This is a genomic window from Nitratireductor lacus (assembly GCF_056431025.1).
Genome location: NZ_JBWKMB010000001.1, coordinates 224,516 through 244,122, shown reverse-complemented (window position 1 = coordinate 244,122; position 19,607 = coordinate 224,516). Strand labels below are relative to the sequence as shown.

General features: G+C 60.6%; 19 protein-coding genes and 1 tRNA gene. 10 read left to right on the top strand and 10 right to left on the bottom strand.

Annotated elements, in window-relative coordinates; all coding sequences use genetic code 11:
- Nucleotides 1-2: 2 nt before the first annotated feature.
- The 6 genes from AC07E3_RS01245 to AC07E3_RS01220 all read right to left on the bottom strand — a co-directional run bounded on the left by AC07E3_RS01245 (nt 3) and on the right by AC07E3_RS01220 (nt 6,336).
- Nucleotides 3-1,973, bottom strand: a complete 1,971-nt coding sequence (locus AC07E3_RS01245; RefSeq protein ID WP_478360057.1) for a type I secretion protein — start codon at nt 1,971-1,973, stop codon at nt 3-5.
- A gap of 156 nt (nt 1,974-2,129) precedes the next feature.
- The gene (locus AC07E3_RS01240) at nt 2,130-3,929 is read right to left on the bottom strand and encodes a hypothetical protein (protein ID WP_478360056.1); all 1,800 of its coding nucleotides are present in this window, start codon (nt 3,927-3,929) and stop codon (nt 2,130-2,132) included.
- A gap of 498 nt (nt 3,930-4,427) precedes the next feature.
- The gene (locus AC07E3_RS01235) at nt 4,428-4,913 is read right to left on the bottom strand and encodes a hypothetical protein (RefSeq protein ID WP_336068571.1); all 486 of its coding nucleotides are present in this window, start codon (nt 4,911-4,913) and stop codon (nt 4,428-4,430) included.
- Nucleotides 4,914-5,110: 197 nt separating this feature from the next.
- Nucleotides 5,111-5,314 carry a hypothetical protein gene (locus AC07E3_RS01230; protein ID WP_478360055.1) on the bottom strand — a complete coding sequence of 68 codons (204 nt, stop codon included), beginning with the start codon at nt 5,312-5,314 and terminating at the stop codon, nt 5,111-5,113.
- Between the two features lie 185 nt (nt 5,315-5,499).
- A tRNA-Val gene (locus AC07E3_RS01225) sits at nt 5,500-5,574 on the bottom strand.
- 78 nt (nt 5,575-5,652) lie between these two features.
- Nucleotides 5,653-6,336 carry an HAD family hydrolase gene (locus tag AC07E3_RS01220; protein ID WP_336068576.1) on the bottom strand — a complete coding sequence of 228 codons (684 nt, stop codon included), beginning with the start codon at nt 6,334-6,336 and terminating at the stop codon, nt 5,653-5,655.
- A 129-nt stretch (nt 6,337-6,465) separates the two neighbouring features.
- Between AC07E3_RS01220 and rpiA the strand changes: the two genes are divergently transcribed.
- The 8 genes from rpiA (at nt 6,466) to AC07E3_RS01180 (ending at nt 14,305) form a co-directional block, all read left to right on the top strand.
- Entirely contained in the window at nt 6,466-7,182 is a 717-nt protein-coding gene (gene rpiA / locus AC07E3_RS01215; RefSeq protein WP_478360054.1) for a ribose-5-phosphate isomerase RpiA, read from the top strand.
- 22 nt (nt 7,183-7,204) lie between these two features.
- Nucleotides 7,205-7,747 carry a DUF2059 domain-containing protein gene (locus AC07E3_RS01210; RefSeq protein ID WP_336068582.1) on the top strand — a complete coding sequence of 181 codons (543 nt, stop codon included), beginning with the start codon at nt 7,205-7,207 and terminating at the stop codon, nt 7,745-7,747.
- Nucleotides 7,748-7,911: 164 nt separating this feature from the next.
- Entirely contained in the window at nt 7,912-9,297 is a 1,386-nt protein-coding gene (gor, locus tag AC07E3_RS01205) for a glutathione-disulfide reductase (RefSeq protein WP_478360053.1), read from the top strand.
- A gap of 19 nt (nt 9,298-9,316) precedes the next feature.
- Nucleotides 9,317-9,901: a gamma-glutamylcyclotransferase family protein gene (locus AC07E3_RS01200; protein ID WP_478360052.1), complete on the top strand. Its 585-nt coding sequence runs from the start codon at nt 9,317-9,319 to the stop codon at nt 9,899-9,901.
- Between the two features lie 133 nt (nt 9,902-10,034).
- Nucleotides 10,035-11,411 (top strand): class II 3-deoxy-7-phosphoheptulonate synthase, encoded by a 1,377-nt coding sequence (locus AC07E3_RS01195; RefSeq protein ID WP_478360051.1) that lies wholly within the window; start codon nt 10,035-10,037, stop codon nt 11,409-11,411.
- Between the two features lie 100 nt (nt 11,412-11,511).
- The gene (locus AC07E3_RS01190) at nt 11,512-11,943 is read left to right on the top strand and encodes a GFA family protein (protein ID WP_478360050.1); all 432 of its coding nucleotides are present in this window, start codon (nt 11,512-11,514) and stop codon (nt 11,941-11,943) included.
- Entirely contained in the window at nt 11,940-12,533 is a 594-nt protein-coding gene (locus AC07E3_RS01185) for a hemerythrin domain-containing protein (RefSeq protein ID WP_478360049.1), read from the top strand. The genes AC07E3_RS01190 and AC07E3_RS01185 overlap by 4 nt, the downstream gene beginning before the upstream one ends.
- Before the next feature lie 86 nt (nt 12,534-12,619).
- Nucleotides 12,620-14,305: an NAD+ synthase gene (locus tag AC07E3_RS01180; protein WP_223003974.1), complete on the top strand. Its 1,686-nt coding sequence runs from the start codon at nt 12,620-12,622 to the stop codon at nt 14,303-14,305.
- Between the two features lie 36 nt (nt 14,306-14,341).
- On the opposite strand, the gene AC07E3_RS01175 is transcribed toward AC07E3_RS01180, so the two are convergent.
- The 3 genes from AC07E3_RS01175 to AC07E3_RS01165 are packed head-to-tail and all read right to left on the bottom strand — an operon-like array spanning nt 14,342 to nt 15,690.
- Nucleotides 14,342-14,962, bottom strand: a complete 621-nt coding sequence (locus AC07E3_RS01175) for an ATP-dependent Clp protease proteolytic subunit (protein WP_478360048.1) — start codon at nt 14,960-14,962, stop codon at nt 14,342-14,344.
- Between the two features lie 60 nt (nt 14,963-15,022).
- Nucleotides 15,023-15,379 carry an SRPBCC family protein gene (locus AC07E3_RS01170; RefSeq protein WP_336068600.1) on the bottom strand — a complete coding sequence of 119 codons (357 nt, stop codon included), beginning with the start codon at nt 15,377-15,379 and terminating at the stop codon, nt 15,023-15,025.
- Complete coding sequence (locus AC07E3_RS01165; protein ID WP_478360047.1) at nt 15,376-15,690, bottom strand: ArsR/SmtB family transcription factor; 315 nt, start codon at nt 15,688-15,690, stop codon at nt 15,376-15,378. The genes AC07E3_RS01170 and AC07E3_RS01165 overlap by 4 nt, the downstream gene beginning before the upstream one ends.
- 158 nt (nt 15,691-15,848) lie before the next feature.
- Here AC07E3_RS01165 and AC07E3_RS01160 point away from each other — a divergent pair, with 158 nt between their 5' ends.
- Nucleotides 15,849-17,066 carry an MFS transporter gene (locus AC07E3_RS01160; protein ID WP_478360046.1) on the top strand — a complete coding sequence of 406 codons (1,218 nt, stop codon included), beginning with the start codon at nt 15,849-15,851 and terminating at the stop codon, nt 17,064-17,066.
- Between the two features lie 50 nt (nt 17,067-17,116).
- Entirely contained in the window at nt 17,117-18,490 is a 1,374-nt protein-coding gene (gltX, locus tag AC07E3_RS01155; protein WP_478360045.1) for a glutamate--tRNA ligase, read from the top strand.
- Here gltX and AC07E3_RS01150 read toward each other — a convergent pair.
- Nucleotides 18,408-19,505, bottom strand: a complete 1,098-nt coding sequence (locus AC07E3_RS01150) for a DUF2865 domain-containing protein (RefSeq protein WP_478360044.1) — start codon at nt 19,503-19,505, stop codon at nt 18,408-18,410. The genes gltX and AC07E3_RS01150 overlap by 83 nt on opposite strands.
- Nucleotides 19,506-19,607: the final 102 nt, after the last annotated feature.

Genomic DNA, 19,607 nt, shown 5'->3' with positions numbered 1-19,607 from the left:
TCCTATCCGAGCATCGTCTGCATTACGTCGGCCGTGCCGCCGTCAGGCGTGGAGGGATCCGGCGCATTCTGGTCTGCGTCACCCTCCGGCGATGCCATGAGATCATCGCTGAGAAACGCCACCGCCTCGCTCACCAGTGCGTCCGCACCCTGCGTGTAAAGGTTCGTATCGTCAGAAATCAGTTCAGCCTGGATCAGCAGTTCATCCGAATAGACCGAGCCGCCCGTATATGTCGTGGAATTGACGCCACCATCGACAATCGACGCCTGGTTGATGAGCGCGTTGGAGCCTGTCGAAATGTCCCAGGAGGCGTCGGCGTGTGCGGAACTCTGGCTTTTTGCCAGCGCGACCTGGTCGGCATCGCCGAGAACGTTGACCTGGCTGACATATTGAAGATCGACCACGTCGCCGGAAATGTAGAGCACCTTGATTGTCGTCAGACCGGCGAAATCCGACCCCGACAACAGCGATTGCGGCGCTGCCCCCGGGCCATCGCCCAGTTTTTCGAGCGCCTCCAGATAGGAAGGCGGCATCGTGTCGAACGACATGGTGCCGTACTGGGTGATGGAGGCCTCGTTCCAGAGGAGGTTTCCGCCCGTCGAGAGCGACGCTGCGCCGCTGGTCTGGAAGTCGCCGACCGTGCCTACCAGATCATCGTCCAGAAGGATGTTCGTCTGGCAGATGATGTTGGCGTGATAGACGTTGCCGCCGACGATGATCAGGTCGTAGTAGTTTCCCAGCGCCGCAAGTGACGTGGCATTGATAACCGTGTTGTTGCCGAGAACGATTTCCGTTCCGCCGCCGCTGGCCGACATTACCGTGATATCGTTGTCCTCCACGAAGCTGACCTGCTTGATCCAGTTGGCCAGCATCAGATCGCCATCAATCCGCGAAACCTGCCAGTGTGCGGGGAAGATCGGCTCGCCGTTGGCGTTTTCCAGACCCGGTGGAGGCGGGTTGTCGATGGTCCGGATGGTGGCGGTGTTGAACGCCTGGGTCGGCGCCTCCGTCAATGATTTCCAGCCGTTGAGCGCTTCGCTTGTCGTGTCGTTGTCGCTCCACACATTCAACTGGCTGATCGCGTTGAAATGAACATAGTCGCCGGCTATCGCGAGCACCGGTGCTCCATACCAGTCGTTGACGAGGATGGCCTCGTTGACGAGAAGGTTCGCTCCTGCCTCGACATCCATTGTTGCATGTGTGGAAAAGTCGGTCTCCGCGTCGCCTGCTTCTTCCTCCGCGCTGAATTTCTCGGGGAGATAGGTGTCCAGGGCGGGCAGTTCATCGACTTCTTCGCCATTCAAAAACTTTCCCTCGATGCTTTCGCCCCGCATAACGAAGACGCCGTCGTTTCCATCGATCGCGTCAATGAATGCATCGGCGATGTGCGGAGCGTGGAGAATGAAGTCACCGATTTCAGCTGCCGAGCCCGGCTCATGAAGATCCCCGAAAGGCTGGAACGGGGAGGCTGCCTTGATCAGCGCTATAAGCGCCGCATCGGTGTCGCCGACGGAGCTGAAATGCAGCCCGTGGCCGCCGATGCTGAGATAGTCGTTGTCCTCAAGGTGCGCCTGCTGCTTGAGATAGAGCGCGAGCGAGCCAAGGGGCTGGTATTCTACAAAAGCCTCTCCGTCCGCCATCAGGGGCGGTGTTCCAGCTCCCCAAATGGTAGCGGCGGGCGCGCCTTGGCCTTCATTATAAAGAGGGATGGGATCGTACCGGATTGCAACGGAAACCTGCGCATCGAACCTGTCGACCGGAGGAGGGGTGTAATCGACCCGGGGTTTGAAGCCCTCCAGAGAATAGGGGCTGACGATGTTGATTTTGATGTTGAGGAGGTCGTTCTGCTCCAGCGGTGCATCCGGAAGCGCCTTGAAATCCGAATAGTCGAGCCGCAACCGGGCTTCCTCAACCGCCTGGGAGAACAGTCCTATGAAGTGGGCGATCGCTTCCGTGGTTTGATCCATATGCATAAAGCATCACCTTGCTTCGACTTCCTGTCGATCATCGCCGCCTGTGCACCGTTCGAAGGGTGTGGAGGTTTGCGGGTGTCAGACGAAGGGTGAATTGCGCAAACCTCCAGTTCCGGCGCCCAGGGGGATCGGGCGCCGGAATGCTCTGTGCTGCCGTCAGGCGTCGTCTTCGCCGACGACCGTGCTGTTGAGATCGCCGCCGACAACCGTGGTGTCCACGGTGTTGCCGAGCACATTGGCGCCCATGACGATCTGCTGGTTGAAGGCGCTCGTATCGACAAGTGCATCGGCGCTTGCCTCGGAGATGCCGTTCACATAGCCGTCATCGCCATTGTTGGAGCCCCACATGCCGCCTGCGCCGCCTGCGCCGCCTGCGCCTGTGGTGGCGATGCCGCCCATACCGCCGGCGCCGCCGTTGCCGCCTGAGACCGGTCCGGCCCATGCATCACCGGCGTCACCGCCGACTGCAGAAGCCCAACCGCCTGCGCCGTCGCCTCCATTGCCGCCATTGCCGCCACGCGCTGCACCGAGGCCGAAGCCTTCACCGGCACCTGCGCCGAAGCCAAGGCCGCCACCGCCATCGGCTGCGCCGCCAAAGCCACCCATGCCGCCCATGCCGCCGTCGCCGCCTGTGCCAGTTCCGCCATTTCCGCCGGAGCCCTCACCGCCTGCAGCACCGGTTCCGGTTCCGCCGGCACCGCCGGTACCGGCCGCACCGCCGTCGCCGCCTGCCGCCGCTGCTGCGGCTGCGTCGGCATCCGCTGCCGCGGCTGCGTCAGCCACACCCAGCGCTGCGGCTGCCGCCGCGGCTGCATCTGCTGCTGCTGCACCGGCTGCTGCGCCGTCGCCGCCGTCGCCGGCATCACCGCCTTCGCCGCCTTCGCCGCCTGCGCCTTCACCACCGGCACCGCCGGTTCCGGTGCCGCCCATGCCGCCGGTGCCATAGCCACCGAGGCCGCCTGCACCACCGGCACCGCCTGCACCGCCGGCACCACCAGTGCCGCCGTCGCCGCCGAGACCGACGCCTACACCGAGGCCGCCGAGGCCTAGACCCGTACCGGTCGCAGTTCCACCGGAGCCGCCGGCGGCACCGTTGCCATTGCCGCCATAGGCCTTGGCGTCATCAGCCATGCCACCGCGAGCATAGCCGCCATCGGCATAACCGTGTGCGCCATCGCCGCCGTCGGCATCGGCATCGCCACCGCCTTCGCCACCGTCTCCTCCGGCCACGATGCCGTCGTCGGCTGTAGCGCTACCGCCGGTAGCGTTGCCGTTCTGGTTAAAATCGGCTTCGTTGGAGACGTTCGGGTTTTCAAGCGTGTCGTTGTCGACTAGGTCGTTTACCTGTCCGATCACGAAGGCGTTGTCGTTGCCGCCGCCATTGAGCGAGTTGTTGAGGATGTCCTCAAACGACATGTCGTCGCCCGGATCGTAGGAAATCTCACCGTCGCGATTGATGAACAATTCGTCGACCGATCCACCACCATAGATGTCCACGTCGGCGAAGTCGTCGTCAGAGGGAATAAAGCCGTCGAGACCGACATTCACGGATGTGTTGACGGAAGTGGCGACATTGGTTGCCACGTCGGTGTTGTTGGTTGCGTTGTTCTCGGCATTGTTCTGCGCCGCATTTCGGGCATTGTTGCTGGCTGCGTTGTCGGCCGCATTGGTGGCCGCGTTGTCTGCGGTGTTGCCAGCCTGATTGTTCGCGGCATTCTGCGCCGCGTTGGCAGCGCTATTCGCGCTGGAGTTATTGCTGGTGTTGTCTGCATCGTTGGTGGCGGCGTTGTCAGCATCGTTGCCTGCCGTATTTTCAGCAGTGTTGATGGCGTTCTGCTCCTGGCCCTGATGCTGCCATTCACCCTGGTGCTGATGCTGGTCCTGATCCTGGTCCTGCCATTGCTTGTTGCCTGGCCAACCAGGGAAGAAGACGCCAAATCCGTTTTGCTTAGGCATGATCGTGTCCTCATCCTCAAAATGAGAACCGTGCGGACACGATCACTGTTCATCTCTCAGGTGATATTGTGTCTACACGGTCCTGCTGTTTCACGGCCCGCAGGCCGTCTTTCGAAGTGCAGAGCAACGTTCGGAGTTTGAATGATGGTGCACTCCTCCCTCAGTCGGATGGTGCCGATCTTCCTGGCGCGAATCCCCACCGCCCACATCATCGTTGCGACCCATGAACAGTCTTCACGACAGGGGTTCGGACTTATCCGACGGGAGGAATTGTGGTGCCAGGACAGCCAACAAAAAACCTGCAAATTCGGTCGATTGGGACGCTTTAGGGCCTGACCATAGGTCCACCCACCACATCAAAATGGGTAGAGACGGGGTAGCCAGGTTTGGGTGAGCCGGGACAAACGTGACAGGTTTGTGCTGCTTTCCACGGTTTTGTACCTGTGGTCCCCTCTGTCCCTGTAGGAGCGATTCGAAGCTCAGGCTTGGGGTCAGGACCTAGAAGCGGAATGTCCAGTAGAGACAGATGAGGGTGGCAGCTGCGAACCCGATGAAGGCAAGCGTGCGCAAAAGCAGGTTGCGCCGCAGCGCATCGAGCGACAAATGGGCCACGACGATGCCGGCTGCAAACACGAACTGCCAGTCGACCAGTGCCCAGAGCGCTCCCGCATTCCCGAAAGCCATCCGCGTGATCTGCATCCCGACGATCGTTGCGAAAAGCACCACGGCGGTCAGGTAGATCGGGGTCGTCCCATTGGCGTGCACCATTGCTGCTGCCCGGATCGGAAGTATGGTCACCAGCATGGCTGTAAACGCATAGAGAGCAGCGAGCGGCACGAAGGTGGCCGCACTGGCAAGGCCATCGAGCCGTTCATTGCCGAGGCTGCCAAATCCATAACCCTTGATCTGCAGCGCGAAGCCGAGGGCAACCAGCAATCCGGTGAGAACGGCGACGAGAAGGAAGGCGGATGCTGTGCGGTTCATGCGGGTTCACTCCGGAATCGGCTCGGTCCCCTTCGCTTAGGATGATCCGCCGGTCTTGAAAAGGTCGGAATTGGGAGGCGCAGTCCACCATCGCCAGCGCTTCAACCGCAAAGCTCGATTGCGGTTGCGATTCCGGCGGGACGAGGGGACAGCGCCGAAAGCCTGCCCCAACGCGCGACCTGATACGAGATATGTGCTTACGAGTTGGCGACCTTCTTGCGCTCCTCCCGCGCAAGGCGCCGCTTTTCCACCTCGTTGAGAACATAGCAGGCGTCTTCCGCTTCAGACTTGCTGATGCCGGCCACGACTGTCATGCCGATCATTGCGGGTACGTTCAGCAAATTATCCCAAACGGTCCAAAGTTCTGAAGGGTCAAGGATTATCTCGTAGCGGGGTTTCATCTCCCGTCTCCTTCATCAGATTGCTCTCCAAGGGGTTGCCTAACGAGAGATCAATGATTCTGATGAAAGAGAAGTAAGCAAAAACAATAGGATAAGAGTAAAATTTTAACAGTTCAGGCGGGCACGCCATCACCAGTGCCGGCCGTTTCTGGTGTGTAGGGAAAACAGAAAGAAGAGAAATACAATGGTGGGCGCGGCAGGGATTGAACCTGCGACCCCACCCGTGTGAAGGGTGTGCTCTCCCGCTGAGCTACGCGCCCGCTGACGAAGCTTCGTCAAGCGAGCCGCGATATAAGGGGCGCGGCGGGTGGGTGTCAAGCGCGGTTTCGCGCCTGTGCTCAGGATGCCGTCGCGGCGATCAGGCCTTCCACCATCTCCACCGTCAATTCGTCAAAGCGCGAGATCACGCGTGACGGCTCGAACGTGCTCACATGCTGGTCGGTGTAGCCGAAATCGACCGCGATGACGGGAATGCCGGCAGCCTTGGCGGTGTCGATGTCCGTGCGCGAATCACCGACCATTACGGCTCGTTGTGGGTCCGCACCCGCCATTGCGATTGTGCGCAGGAGATGCCCCGGATCGGGTTTGCGCATCGGAAAGGTGTCGCCGCCGCAGATCGCGCTGAAATGTCCGACGATGCCGAGCGCTTCGAGAAGGGAGAGCGACATGCCCTCAAGTTTGTTGGTGCAGACCGCTGCCGTGTAGCCGGCCGCGTGGAAGCGTTCGATCGTTTCGACGGCGCCGGGAAACGGCCTGGAGTGCCCGGGAACGTTGGCCGTATAGTGATCGAGGAAGGCAGCCTGAAGCGCATCGAGCTGGCCGCCGGCCAGATGCCGTTTGCGCAGTGCGAAGGCCCGTTCGATCATCACACGGCTGCCAAAACCGACGATGCGGTTGACGTCCTCATGCTTCACCGGTTCCATATCGACGGTTTCAAGGCAGTGATTGAGGCTGTCGAGCAGGTCCGGTGCCGTGTCGACAAGCGTTCCGTCGAGGTCGAAAACGATGATTGGCGCTGACATGATGTCCCCTTGCTTGAATTTCACTGGGATACCGCGCAAGGCCGGGTGAAGCAAGTTGGGCACTGTCCCCGCGCAGGCACGCAGCCTGCATTGCGGGGAGCGGTAAAACGGGTTAGGAACCGCTGAGATATGACCGGGGGCGAGATGTCGGCGGATATGCGTGAATTGAAGATCGAGGCGGCTCGCGCTGCGCTTGATCAGGTGGAAGAGGGAATGCGGCTCGGAATCGGTACGGGTTCGACCGCTGAGGAGTTCGTCCGCGTTCTGGCCGAGCGTGTTGGCGACGGCCTGACCGTGATCGGTGTTCCCACCTCCGAGCGTACGGCTGCGCTGTGTCGGGAGCTCGGCGTTCCGCTCACCACACTGGATGAAACCCCTGAACTCGACCTGACCATCGACGGTGCCGACGAAATCGGGCCGCAGCTTGGATTGATCAAGGGCGGTGGTGGCGCATTGCTGCGCGAAAAGATCGTTGCAGCCGCTTCACGGCGTATGATCGTGATTGCCGACAAGTCCAAGCTCGTCGAAACACTTGGCCGTTTTCCACTGCCGATCGAGGTCAACTCCTTTGGCCTCGGTGCGACCGTTCGGACGATTGAAAGGGCGGCGCGTGGGCTGGGACTGGAGGGGCCCCTGAAAGTGCGGGAGCGGGATGGAAAGCCCTTCGTTACCGATGGTGGACATCTCATCGTCGATGCATCTTTTGGCCGCATTCCCGATCCAAGAGCATTGGCGAATGCGTTAAACGCCATACCGGGTGTTGTAGAACACGGCCTGTTTCTCGACCTTGCCGATACCGCTTTCGTGGCTGGGGACGGCGAGGTGCGAACCTTCGGGGCCGCATGAACAAGAATGGAGTGAGAAACACATGAATCTGGCAACCCGCATCCGCCTTGTTGCAGCTTCTGCAGCCGTGGCGATGACGTTCGCTTTCGCTCCTGCCGGCGCGCAGGAGATTTCCTCATCGCATCTCGCCGCGGCGCGCTCCGCGATTGATGCGATCAACGCGACCGACGATTTTGATGGAGTGCTGCCACAGGCCGCTGCGGCGCTCAAGTCGGAGCTGATCCGCAAGAACCCGGATATGGTGGCCCTGATCAATGCCACGGTGGACGAGAAGGCCATTGAGCTGGCAAGCCGTCGGGTCGACCTCGAGCGGGAAGCTGCGCAGGCCTATGCCCGCGTCTTCTCCGAGCAGGAACTCACCGAGATCGCGCAGTTCTACACCTCCCCGACGGGCATGAAACTGATCGAGGACGGCCCCATTGTGACCCGCGAGGTCCTGAAGGCCGGTGAAATCTGGCGTCGCGGCATCGCGCGCGATCTCGCCCAGATGGTCGGGCAGCAGATCCAGGCAGCGACTGAAGCGACCGGCAGCGGAGAGGCTGCCGGCGAGGAAACCGCCCAGTAAGCTTTCGATCACGAAACAGTTAGAGCCCGGTCGTCGCACCGGGCTTTTATTCTTCTACGGGCGTTTCTAAGTGAGTGCGGCGGTGCAGCATTCCCGTTGCTGCAGAGCTTCAGAAGCGCGTGGGCGCGGCGGATTCACGGTATTCAAGGGGCGAGGATCAGAGAATGAGCGATTTCGACTACGATCTTTTTGTGATTGGCGGCGGTTCTGGTGGGGTGCGCGCTGCGCGTCTTGCGGCAGGCCTTGGAAAACGCGTCGCCATTGCCGAAGAATACCGCTTTGGCGGCACCTGCGTCATTCGCGGCTGTGTGCCGAAGAAGCTCTTTGTATACGCCTCGCAGTTTCCGGAGCATTTCGAGGATGCAGCCGGCTATGGCTGGACCGTGCCCAAGCCCACCTTCGACTGGAAAACTCTCGTCACGAACAAAGATCGTGAGATTGCCAGGCTTGAGGGCCTTTATCGCAAGGGGCTTGAGAATGCCGGCGCCGAGATATTCGAGGCCCGCGCGACGCTGGTGGATCGTCACACGCTCGATGTTGGTGGAAAGCGCGTGACGGCCGACAGGATCATCATCGCTGTCGGTGGCCGTCCCAATCCGCACCTGGCGCTTCCCGGCCATGAGCATTGCATATTTTCCAACGAGGCCTTCGACCTTGAGGCGCTGCCCGCGTCTATCGTCATTGAGGGTGGCGGCTATATTGCCGTCGAGTTCGCCAATATCTTCCACGGCCTTGGTGTCGACACCACGCTGGTCTATCGCGGAAAGGAAATCCTGTCGCGTTTCGATCAGGATCTGCGCCGTGAGCTCCACGCCACGATGGAGGCCAAGGGCATCAGGATCCTGTGCCAGGACGTCCTGACGAGAGTGGAAAAGCGCGGGGAGGGTGATCTTCTCGTTCATCTCAAGTCCGGCGCCACCCTTGAGGCCGGTCAGGTCATGCTGGCTATTGGCCGCATTCCGAACACCGAAGGTCTGGGGCTCGAGGCTGCCGGTGTGGAGACCGGCAAGATCGGCGAAATCCCGGTCGACGGTTTCTCTCGCACGAATGTCGATAACATCTGGGCACTTGGGGATGTGACCAATCGCGTGCAGCTCACGCCGGTCGCAATCCATGAGGCTATGTGCTTTATCGAGACCGAATACAAGGGCAATCCGACCGAAGTCGATCACGACACGATTGCCACGGCCGTGTTCTCGCAGCCCGAAATCGGCACGGTGGGGCTTTCCGAGGACGAGGCCGCGCAGCGCTTCGACCGACTGGAAATCTACCGCGCGAGCTTCCGGCCCATGCGCTACACGCTGTCCGGGCGGCAGGAGAAGATGCTCATGAAGCTCGTTGTCGACAGCGAGACCCGGCGTGTGCTTGGCGCTCATGTCATGGGGCCGGATGCCGGCGAAATGGCTCAGGTTCTGGGTATCTCGCTCAAGGCGCGGCTGACCAAGGATGATTTTGATCGAACAATGGCGGTGCACCCGTCGGCGGCCGAAGAACTGGTTACGATGTATCAGCCGACATATCGCGTCGAGAAGGGCAAACGGGTCGAGTGACATGGGTGAGGGCTGCGGCATGAATGATCTGGTCGCCTATTTCGGCTACGGGTCGCTCGTCAACCGCGATACGCACCGCACGGAGATTGTCGGTGCATACCCGGCGCAGCTTAAGGGCTGGCGCCGCCAGTGGGTGCGCCGCGATGGCGAAAGCAGCCGTGCTCTCCTGAGTGTGCGGCGCGACCCTGCCTCCGTCATCGACGGTCTGCTTGTTGTCGATCGGTCAGAGAATCTCGCCGCCGTCGATCAGCGTGAAGAGCGCTACCAGCGAGTATCGCTCACCCCGTCTGATCTGGAATTGTCTGCTGAGCTGCCGCCCGGCTGTCCGCTCTACGTCTATGAAGCATCAGCGGATCAGGCTTCCGTCCGTCTCGAAATCATCCAGTCTTACCTCGATGCGGTGCTGCAGGGGTTTCTGCGCGAGTATGGCCGCGCCGGCGTCGAACGTTTTGTTCGCGAGACTGACGGTTTCGATGCTACGGTGATTGCTGATCGCAAGACGCCGAACTATCCGCGCGCGGTGAGGCTTGAGGCCGAGGAGGAGGCGTATTTCGACGCACTGATAATGCAGAAAATCTCCGATTCTGCATCTTTCGTGCGTTAGTGTTTCCTGAACGCCACAATTGCGGGCTAGTATCGGACGCTTCCTTTGGTTAAGAAAGCGGCCTTCCAGTATCCGTCTTGGAGATTTCAGCGGATAGAGGGCATGATCCTATAGCAACTGTCGAGTAAGCAAGATGACGAAGTGGTCGCCAAATTCGTGGAGAAACAAGCCAATCCTGCAGGTTCCGGCTTATCCGGACGCTGACGCCCTGGCCGAGGTCGAGGCGCGCATGGCCACGTATCCGCCGCTCGTTTTTGCAGGTGAGGCGCGCAAGCTGAAGAAGCAGCTCGCTGCTGTGGCTGAAGGCAACGGGTTTCTGCTCCAGGGCGGTGACTGCGCCGAGAGTTTTGCCGAGCACGGTGCCGACAATATCCGCGACTTCTTCCGCGCCTTTCTGCAGATGGCCGTTGTCTTGACCTATGCCGGCTCGCAGCCGGTGGTGAAGGTCGGGCGCATTGCCGGCCAGTTCGCAAAGCCGCGCTCCTCCGACAACGAGACCAAGGGTGATGTGGTGCTGCCGAGTTACCGCGGTGACATCATCAATGGTATTGAATTCGACGAAGCCTCGCGCATTCCCGATCCGGCTCGCCAGGAAATGGTGTACCGCCAGTCGGCGGCAACGCTGAACCTTCTGCGCGCGTTTGCGCAGGGCGGTTTCGCCAATCTGGAAAACGTCCATAAGTGGATGCTAGGCTTCCTGTCCGACAGTCCGCAGGCCGAGCGCTATCAGGAGCTGGCCAATCGCATCTCCGAGACGGTCGATTTCATGCGCGCCATCGGCATTACCGGCGAAAGCACGCATGCGCTGCGCGAGACAGATTTCTACACGAGCCATGAGGGGCTGCTTCTTGGCTACGAGGAGGCGCTCACGCGCGTCGATTCCACCTCCGGCGACTGGTATGCAACATCCGGTCACATGATCTGGATCGGCGATCGCACGCGCCAGCCCGATCACGCGCATGTGGAATACTGCCGCGGCATCAAGAACCCGCTTGGCCTGAAATGCGGTCCCTCGATCTCGCCCGACGGTCTGATCGAGCTGATCGATATTCTGAACCCGGAAAACGAGCCCGGTCGCCTGACCCTGATTGCACGCTTCGGCGCGGACAAGGTGGGTGAATACCTGCCCAGGCTCATCCGCGCGGTGGAGAAGGAAGGGCGGAAGGTCGTCTGGTCGTGCGATCCGATGCACGGCAACACCGTCACCGCGGCCGGTTACAAGACGCGGCCCTTCGACCGCATCCTCAAGGAGGTTCAGACCTTCTTCGAGGTGCATCGCGCCGAAGGATCGCATCCGGGTGGCCTGCATGTGGAGATGACCGGCAAGAACGTCACCGAGTGCACGGGCGGCGCGCGCGCCATCCGCGACGAGGAGCTTCAGGATCGCTACCACACCCATTGTGACCCGCGTCTCAATGCAGATCAGGCGCTTGAGCTGTCTTTCCTGGTGGCCGAACTCCTGAAGAAAGACCGCGAGGCCCTGCCGGCAGACAGGGTTGCCAACGGCTGAAGCCGCCTGATGCTTAACTTCAGGCATAGTTGATGTTGCCTGCGGCTTTAAGCTGATAAACATGGCTCCGGATACGACTGGATCGCGTTCGGAGGGAACCATGACGAAAGAAAACAGCGGATCGTGCCTGTGTGGTGCGGTCCGTTTTTGCACCAGGGGCGCGCTGCGCGGCGTTGTCTATTGTCACTGCTCGCAATGCCGCAAGCAGACAGGGCTCTACTATGCCGCGACGGATGTCGATGTGTCTAACGTCGTCATTGAAGGCGAGGGGAACATCACCTGGTATGCGGCCTCCGATTTTGCCAAACGCGGTTTCTGCAGGACATGTGGCTCCGCCCTGTTCTGGAAGCGCAATGATGCGGACAAGATCTCGATTCTGGCCGGTGCCTTCGACCTGCCATCAGGCCTCGCGGCCGAAAGCCACATTTTCGTGGCCGACAGGGGCGACTTCTATGCTATTGCGGATGGGCTGCCCCAACACGCGCTTGGCAGTCCGAGTGTTTCCGTCGCTCAAACCAGGCGCAACGAATGACGATGCTGCCAGAAATGCCGAATCTTGAGACCCGGAACGGATTGCCTGCCGATCTGCGTTATCTCGTGGAGAAATACCCACGAGAGGTCTGGCCGTCGCATCCGAACCTTGGCGAGATGGCACGGTTCTGGCTGCAGCGTCACGACATGTTTCGTGAGCTTGGCGGCATGTTGAAGGCAGGCATGGGCGATTATCGGGAGCAGAAGCTCGCTCCGCGCGATTTCGCTGTCTGGTTCGCGCCTCGCCTGCGCTTTTTCCTGCAGCAGCTTCACGGGCATCATCAAATCGAGGACATGCACTATTTCCCGGTCTTTGCAAAAGCGGAGCCGCGCATGAAGCACGGTTTTGATTTGCTCGACAGCGACCATCACGTCATCCATGACGCGCTGGAGCGCAATGCTGAGAGTGGTACGGCGTTTTTGCAGGCACTTCAGGCGGACGGCGATCAAGTGCGCTTTGCCGCTGATGCCTATGCGCGGGAAAACGAGGCTCTGCTCGCCATGCTGCTGCGTCATCTGGACGATGAGGAGGATCTCATCATTCCGCTCATTCTGGATAGAAGTGAAGAGGGGCTTGGCGTCGGCCTCTGATACACGCCGGAGTGTTGCAAGCATGGGGTGCAAAGGCTACACGCTTTAGACACTTCGCCGTCCTTGCCTCACCGAACAGGAACGTCATGCCTCCCAAGTCTGCCCCTTCTGACATTCTGCGTATTGCCACTGCACAGCTTAATCCAGTCGTTGGCGATGTTGCGGGAAATCTGGCGAAGGCGCGCGAGGCACGGGCGGACGCTGCGCGCCATGGGGCCGATCTCGTCCTGTTCACCGAGCTGTTCATTGCCGGGTATCCGCCGGAGGACCTCGTCCTCAAACCAGCGTTTGTGGAGGCCTGCGAGACAGCGGTCCAGGCACTTGCCGATGACACAAAGGATGGCGGTCCGGGCGTCATCATCGGTGTGCCGCTGAAGCGCAAGAGCGGTCTGCACAATGCGATCATGGTGCTTGATGGCGGCAAGGTGATCGCCGAGCGATACAAACTCGACCTGCCCAATTACGGGGAATTTGACGAGAAACGTGTCTTTCAGCCAGGCCCGGATATGCCGGGGCCCGTGAATTTCCGCGGCATCCGAATAGGTATCCCGATTTGCGAGGATATCTGGGGTGAACTCGATGTCTGCGAGACACTGGCCGAATCCGGCGCCGAGATTTTGCTGGTGCCGAACGGCTCACCTTATTATCGCGGCAAGGTCGAGGTGCGTCACCAGGTTGTCATTCGCCAGGTCATCGAAAGCGGCTTGCCGATCCTTTACGCCAATCAGCTTGGCGGGCAGGACGAACTCGTCTTCGATGGCGCTTCCTTTGCCATCCAGGCCGACAAATCGCTTGCATTCCAGATGAGCCAGTTTGAGGAGGCAGTCTCCGTCTCCGCTTGGAAGCGCGAGGGCGAGGGCTGGCGCTGCGACGACGGCCCCATGTCGAGGATCCCGGAGAAGGAAGAGGCCGATTATCGCGCCTGCATGCTGGGTCTGCGCGACTATGTGAACAAGAACGGCTTCAGGAATGTGGTTCTTGGTCTTTCGGGCGGCATCGACTCGGCGATTTGCGCTGCACTCGCCGTCGATGCGCTGGGCGAGGAGCGGGTGCGCTGCATCATGATGCCTTACCGCTATACCTCGAAGGATTCATTGAAGGATGCCGAAGACTGCGCCCGTGCACTCGGTTGTCGCTATGACATCGTGCCGATTTCGGAACCAGTCGAGGGATTTTCGAACGCGCTTGGCCAGCTCTTTGAAGGCACCGCAGAGGGGGTGACGGAGGAGAACCTGCAGAGCCGCACCCGTGGCACGATCCTCATGGCCGTTTCCAACAAGTTCGGTTCGATGGTTGTTACCACCGGCAACAAGTCGGAGATGTCGGTCGGCTACGCCACGCTCTATGGCGACATGAACGGTGGCTTCAATCCGATCAAGGATGTCTACAAGATGCAGGTCTATGCCCTGTCGTCCTGGCGCAACACGACCGTGCCACCCGGTGCGCTCGGACCCTCCGGCGAGGTCATCCCGCAAAACATCATCGACAAGGCGCCGTCGGCCGAGCTTCGTCCCGATCAGACGGACCAGGATTCACTGCCGCCCTATCCGGTGCTCGACGACATTCTGGAATGCCTGGTCGAAGGCGAGATGAGTGTCGATGCGATCGTTGCGCGGGGCCATGAGCGCGAGACGGTGCATCGCGTCGAGCACCTGCTCTATATTGCAGAATACAAGCGGCGGCAGGCCGCGCCCGGCGTGAAGATCACGAAGAAGAATTTCGGGCGGGACCGTCGTTATCCGATCACGAACAGATTCAGGGATCGCTCGTAACGAGCTGTTAGAGAACAGCTTTCAGGAGTTGGCAGACTATTGCGCTTTCTGGCGCTCCAGATCCGCCCGGGTTGAGTAGACCCGGTCGACAAGACCCCAGTCGCAGGCTTCCTGTGCGGTCATAAAGAAGTCGCGGTCGAGCGTGCGTTCCACTTCCTCTTCAGTGCGCCCGCAATGTTCCGCATAGAGCCGGATCATCCGGCGCTTCAGCTTCAATATGTCCTCCGCGTGACGCTGCACATCGGATGCCTGACCGCGAAAGCCGCCGGAGGGCTGGTGCAGAACGACGCTGGCATTGGCAAGTGCCGCGCGCCGGCCTGGTTCCCCCGCCATCAGAAGGAACGATCCCATGGAACCGGCGGTACCCATACAGACGGTCGCCACCGGGCTGTTGATGAAGATCATCGTGTCATAGATTGCGAAGCCGCTCGACACCACGCCGCCCGGCGAGTTGATGTAGAAGGAAATCTCGCGCTCGGGATTCTCCGATTCCAGGAATAGAAGCTGCGCGCAGATGAGTGCGGCCGAGTCGTCATTGACCTCGCCATTGAGGAAGATGATCCGCTCTCGCAGAAGTCTCGAATAGATGTCGAAGGAGCGTTCGCCTCTCGGCGATTGCTCCACGACCATGGGGACGAGCGCCATCGTGTCGCGCATCGCGATCTCCTTTTTCTCAATGTCGGTTCTGGGGCGGTTCTGGGGCGGTTCTGGTGGATGTCAGGCAGCGCGTGCCGTCGGCGCGCCGTTGCTGTTTGCAGCCAGGCGTGGCACGGCGCAGTGGCTGTGGGTTAGACGAAACCACGTATTGCCGTCGGGTGCAGGGCTGATCTCGAAGGTCACCAGCGTGTCTGGCGCGTCGGTCTCCTCGTCACGCCAAGTATAGCGCACACGCGAACAGGGCTCAGTGTCGAGAATTTCATAAGCCGGGTCCCGACCGCCGTTACCGGGCTCACCAAGCCAGCCTGCCGCAAGTTCGGGAACAGTAAGTGCGCGCCAGACTTTTTCGGGCGGAGATTCCAGAAGGCACTCCAGAACAATGTTTTCGTTCGTGTTTTCAGTGTTGGCGTCGCTCACTGGTCCATCTCCCTGAGCAGTGTTTTGAGCCTCTCGACCCGTTCGGGCCAGAAGCCGCGATAGCGTGTAAGCCAGTCGACCACCGGCGCCATTCCATCCGGCCTTATGCGGTAGCGCATCTGCCGTCCGGATTTCTCTTCCTCAATCAGGCCGGCGTCGCGCAGCACGGCGATATGCTGCGAGACCGCCGGCTGCGACATGGCCAGCCCCTCCCGCAGTTCGGTCGCATTTCGTTCGCCTCCGCTCAATCGTTCGAGCATCTGCCGGCGTGTCGGATCGGCGAGGGCCTTGAAGATGTCTGCTTCGCTCATGGGAATAGATAAGTCGATTCTTATGTATTTTGCAAGGGGCTGGCGCATCCAATCGGCGCTATGCGGCCATTGCGCTTTTTCCTCCTGCGTTTACGATGCCTGCAATTCGTTTTGCAGTGTTTCTACGCCGCAACTTGCCCGGCACCAGAGTTCCGCTCATGTCCTATCTGATGTTTCTTCGCGACAACGCGCGCTGGCTTGCGGGCGGGTTTCTTCTGACACTGTTTTCATCCTTCGGCCAGACCTTCTTCATTTCGCTGTCTGCCGGCGATATCCGCGCCGAATACGGTCTGTCGCACGGTGCCTTCGGCACGCTCTACATGCTGGCCACGCTCGCCAGCGCCTTTACCCTGCCGCGGCTCGGCCAGATCGTCGATCGCTATTCGGCGCGCAGGGTCGCCTTCATCATCATTCCGCTTCTGGCGCTTGCCTGTGTGTCGATGGCGCTTTCGCATTCGCTCGTGGTGCTTGTGGTGACGATCTACATGCTGCGACTGTTCGGGCAGGGGATGATGACGCACAACTCGCTGACCGCCATGGGGCGATGGTTCTCCGCGCAGCGCGGCCGGGCTGTTTCCGTCGCAACGCTTGGTCACAATGTCGGCGAGGCGACCCTGCCGCTGGCCTTCGTCGCCATTGCCGCGCTGGTCGGCTGGCGCAATAGCTGGTTCATCGCTGCCGCACTTCTTCTCGTCTTTGCGTTGCCGGTCATCTCCGGCCTGATTGCGGTGGAACGTGCGCCACGCGCTGGCGATCCGGCGGCGCGCAGGAGCACGGTACGTGACTGGACGCGTGGGGAAGTGCTGCGCGATCCCGTCTTTTATCTCCTGCTTCTCGGTGTCATGGCGCCGGGCTTCATCGGCACCACGATCTTCTTTCACCAGATCTATCTTGTGGAACTGCGTGGCTGGTCTCTGGAGGTGTTCGCCTCCTCCTTCACCTTCATGGCGTCCATGACGGTCGTCTTCGCACTGATCTCGGGCCAGTTGATCGATCGTTTTTCAGCCGTCGCGCTTCTGCCAGGCTTCCTTGTTCCACTCGGGGCGGCCTGCCTCATTCTCGCCGGTAGCGAAGCCCAGTGGAGCGCCTTTGCCTTCATGGGGCTGATGGGCGTTTCCTATGGCTTTTCCTCGACGCTTTTCGGCGCGCTCTGGCCGGAGGTTTACGGCATCAGACATTTGGGTTCCATTCGCGCACTGACCGTTGCAATCATGGTCTTTGCCACCGCCATGGGGCCGGGCATTACAGGCTTCTTGATCGACCGCGGCGTTGGCTATCCGCTGCAGATCGGGGTGATGGGCGTTTACTGCCTGGCGGCGTGCGTGATGCTCCTGTTTGTTTCGCGCGGGCTCAATGCCCGCCTGCAATCTGCCTGAGGGCCGCGTTTTTCTTGCCAAGCGAGGCGCTTTTGGATACCCCCGCACCCATGACAGTCACCGTTCGTTTCGCGCCGTCTCCGACCGGCCACATTCATATTGGCAACACGCGTACCGCGCTCTTCAACTGGCTTTATGCGAAAAAGCTGAATGGCCGCTTCATCCTGCGCTTCGACGACACGGATGCAGAGCGCTCGCGTCAGGAATATGCCGATGGCATCGCCTGCGACCTGGCCTGGCTCGGTATCGAACCGGATCAAACGGTTGCTCAGTCGGGCCGATTCGACCGCTATGATTCCGCCGCTGAAAAGCTGAAGGCGGCCGGGCTTCTCTATCCCTGCTACGAGACGCCGGAAGAGCTTGAACGCCGGCGCAAGATACGCCTGTCGCGCCGTCTGCCGCCCGTCTATGGCCGCGAGGCGCTGAAACTCACAGATGCGGAGAAGTCGGCGCTGGAAGCCGAGGGGCGCAGGCCGCACTGGCGTTTTCTTCTCCCGAATTTCGCCGACGATCCTTTCGTGACCAGTCGTACGGAGGTGCATTGGGACGATGTGGTGCGCGGGCCGCAGACGGTCGATCTGGCCTCCATGTCCGATCCTGTTCTGATCCGTGCGGACGGCACGTATCTCTACACGCTGCCCTCCGTTGTTGATGACATCGACCTTGGCGTGACGCATATCATCCGCGGTGACGATCACGTCACCAATACGGGCGCGCAGATTGCGCTCTTCAGGGCGCTTGGCGCCGAGCCGCCGGCCTTCGGCCATCACAATCTGCTGACAACGGTGTCAGGCGAGGGGCTTTCGAAGCGCACCGGGGCTCTCTCCGTTGCCAGTTTGCGTGATGCGGGCATCGAGCCGATGGCGCTCGCGTCGCTTGCGGTTCTCATAGGCACATCCGAAAACGTTACCGCAGCCTCCTCGATGGATGAACTGGCGGCGCTGTTCGATCCGACCTCCACGTCGAAATCGGCTGCCAAGTTCGATCCGGCGGAGCTTTCTGGCCTCAGCCGGCATCTCATTCAGATGATGACGTTCAGCGATGTGAGAGAGCGGCTCGCCGCCCTTGGCATTGCCGGCGATGATGCAGAAGCCTTCTGGCTTGCCGTGCGCGGCAATCTGGAGACCGTCGCGGAAGCGGCGGACTGGTGGACCATCGTTCGCGGGAAGCCGGCGCAGGATGCGGTTCTTTCGGACGAAGACCGCATCTTTGTTCGCGAGGCGGGGAAGCTCCTGCCTCAGGAGCCATGGGACGCCGAAACCTGGCGCGTATGGACGGCGGCCGTCAAGGCCGAGACGGGGCGTAAGGGGCGTGGCCTTTTTATGCCGCTCCGCATCGCCCTTACGGGGCGGGAGCAGGGGCCGGAGCTCGCAGGTCTATTGCCTCTTCTGGGTCGGGAAGAAACGCTGGCCCGACTATCCTGACACGGCGCTGGGCTGCATCGTCTTCCAGCACCTGGTTGACGGGAGCATCCCCTTTTACATGCACTGCCGCTGCATTGTCTTGCGCCGGGTCTCGTCTGGGGGGTGTCGCGATGTAGAAGCTTGCTGAAGTCTCGCCGGACATCTCTTTCGCCACCAACCGGGTTTCGCGTGCGGGAGCCGGTCGGGTATGCACGGGAGTGCGTGCGTCGACAGTCCTTTCCCCGGCGATGATTGTGAAACGCCTGTCCTTTCGGCAGCTGCAGGTGTCGCGCGAAACGCCGGTTCGGCGGTAGCTGAACGCTTTGGGCAACGCGCGATACGGGGTGCCATCGGCAACCGAAACCATGTCTTCGGCTTCTTCGTTCAGAACGTCATGCGCGTAGAGCGCAACCTCGGAGCCCGGACAGCGCGCCTCGCAGGTCTTCTGGTCTCTGGAAAATTTGTCCTTCGCAACCGAAAATGAGATCGGAAAATAGTATCCGTCGCATGCGCGCACGCACATGGTCTGATAGACAGTTCCGGGACGGTTCGGCTTTTTGGCGCTGCCGGATGAGGCGGCCTGTTTCGGTTTCTTTCTTTCCGCCTGTTGCAGACTCTTTTTTGCGTAACAATTGTTGTCTTTCAACGCTGTGCGGAGCCGGGCGCGTTCTTTGCCCGAAGCGCCGCCTTTTCGCCCTCGCTGACTACGCAGACTGGCGAGGTTCTTCGCCATGCGGGCTTCCGATTTTCTTAAGTCAGTGCATTGGCTGCTGCGGTTCTTGAAGATACCGAGACCGCACCGCGACTGCCTCAGGCGTGAACGCACAATACCAAGCTGGTGCTGCTGCTTCGCTATCGCGCGGTCGTAGCCTCCGGCCTTTGCCGACGAGCGCGGCGAGGCGGCTGCAAGCTGCATTTCGAGATTTCTGCAGGTTCGCGATTTCGCATTGGCGTCTACGACTGTTGCCGTCAAACCTAGCGCGGCAGTGACGGCCAGAAAAACAAAACGCAATAGATACTTGCCACCCAGATGCATTTCCCGCCCCGCCTGCCCAACACCGACTGACGCGCAGACACGCTCGTTCCGGTATCACGGGAACTGTCAGTCACTTGGCGAAAGATAGGCCAATCAGGTTAA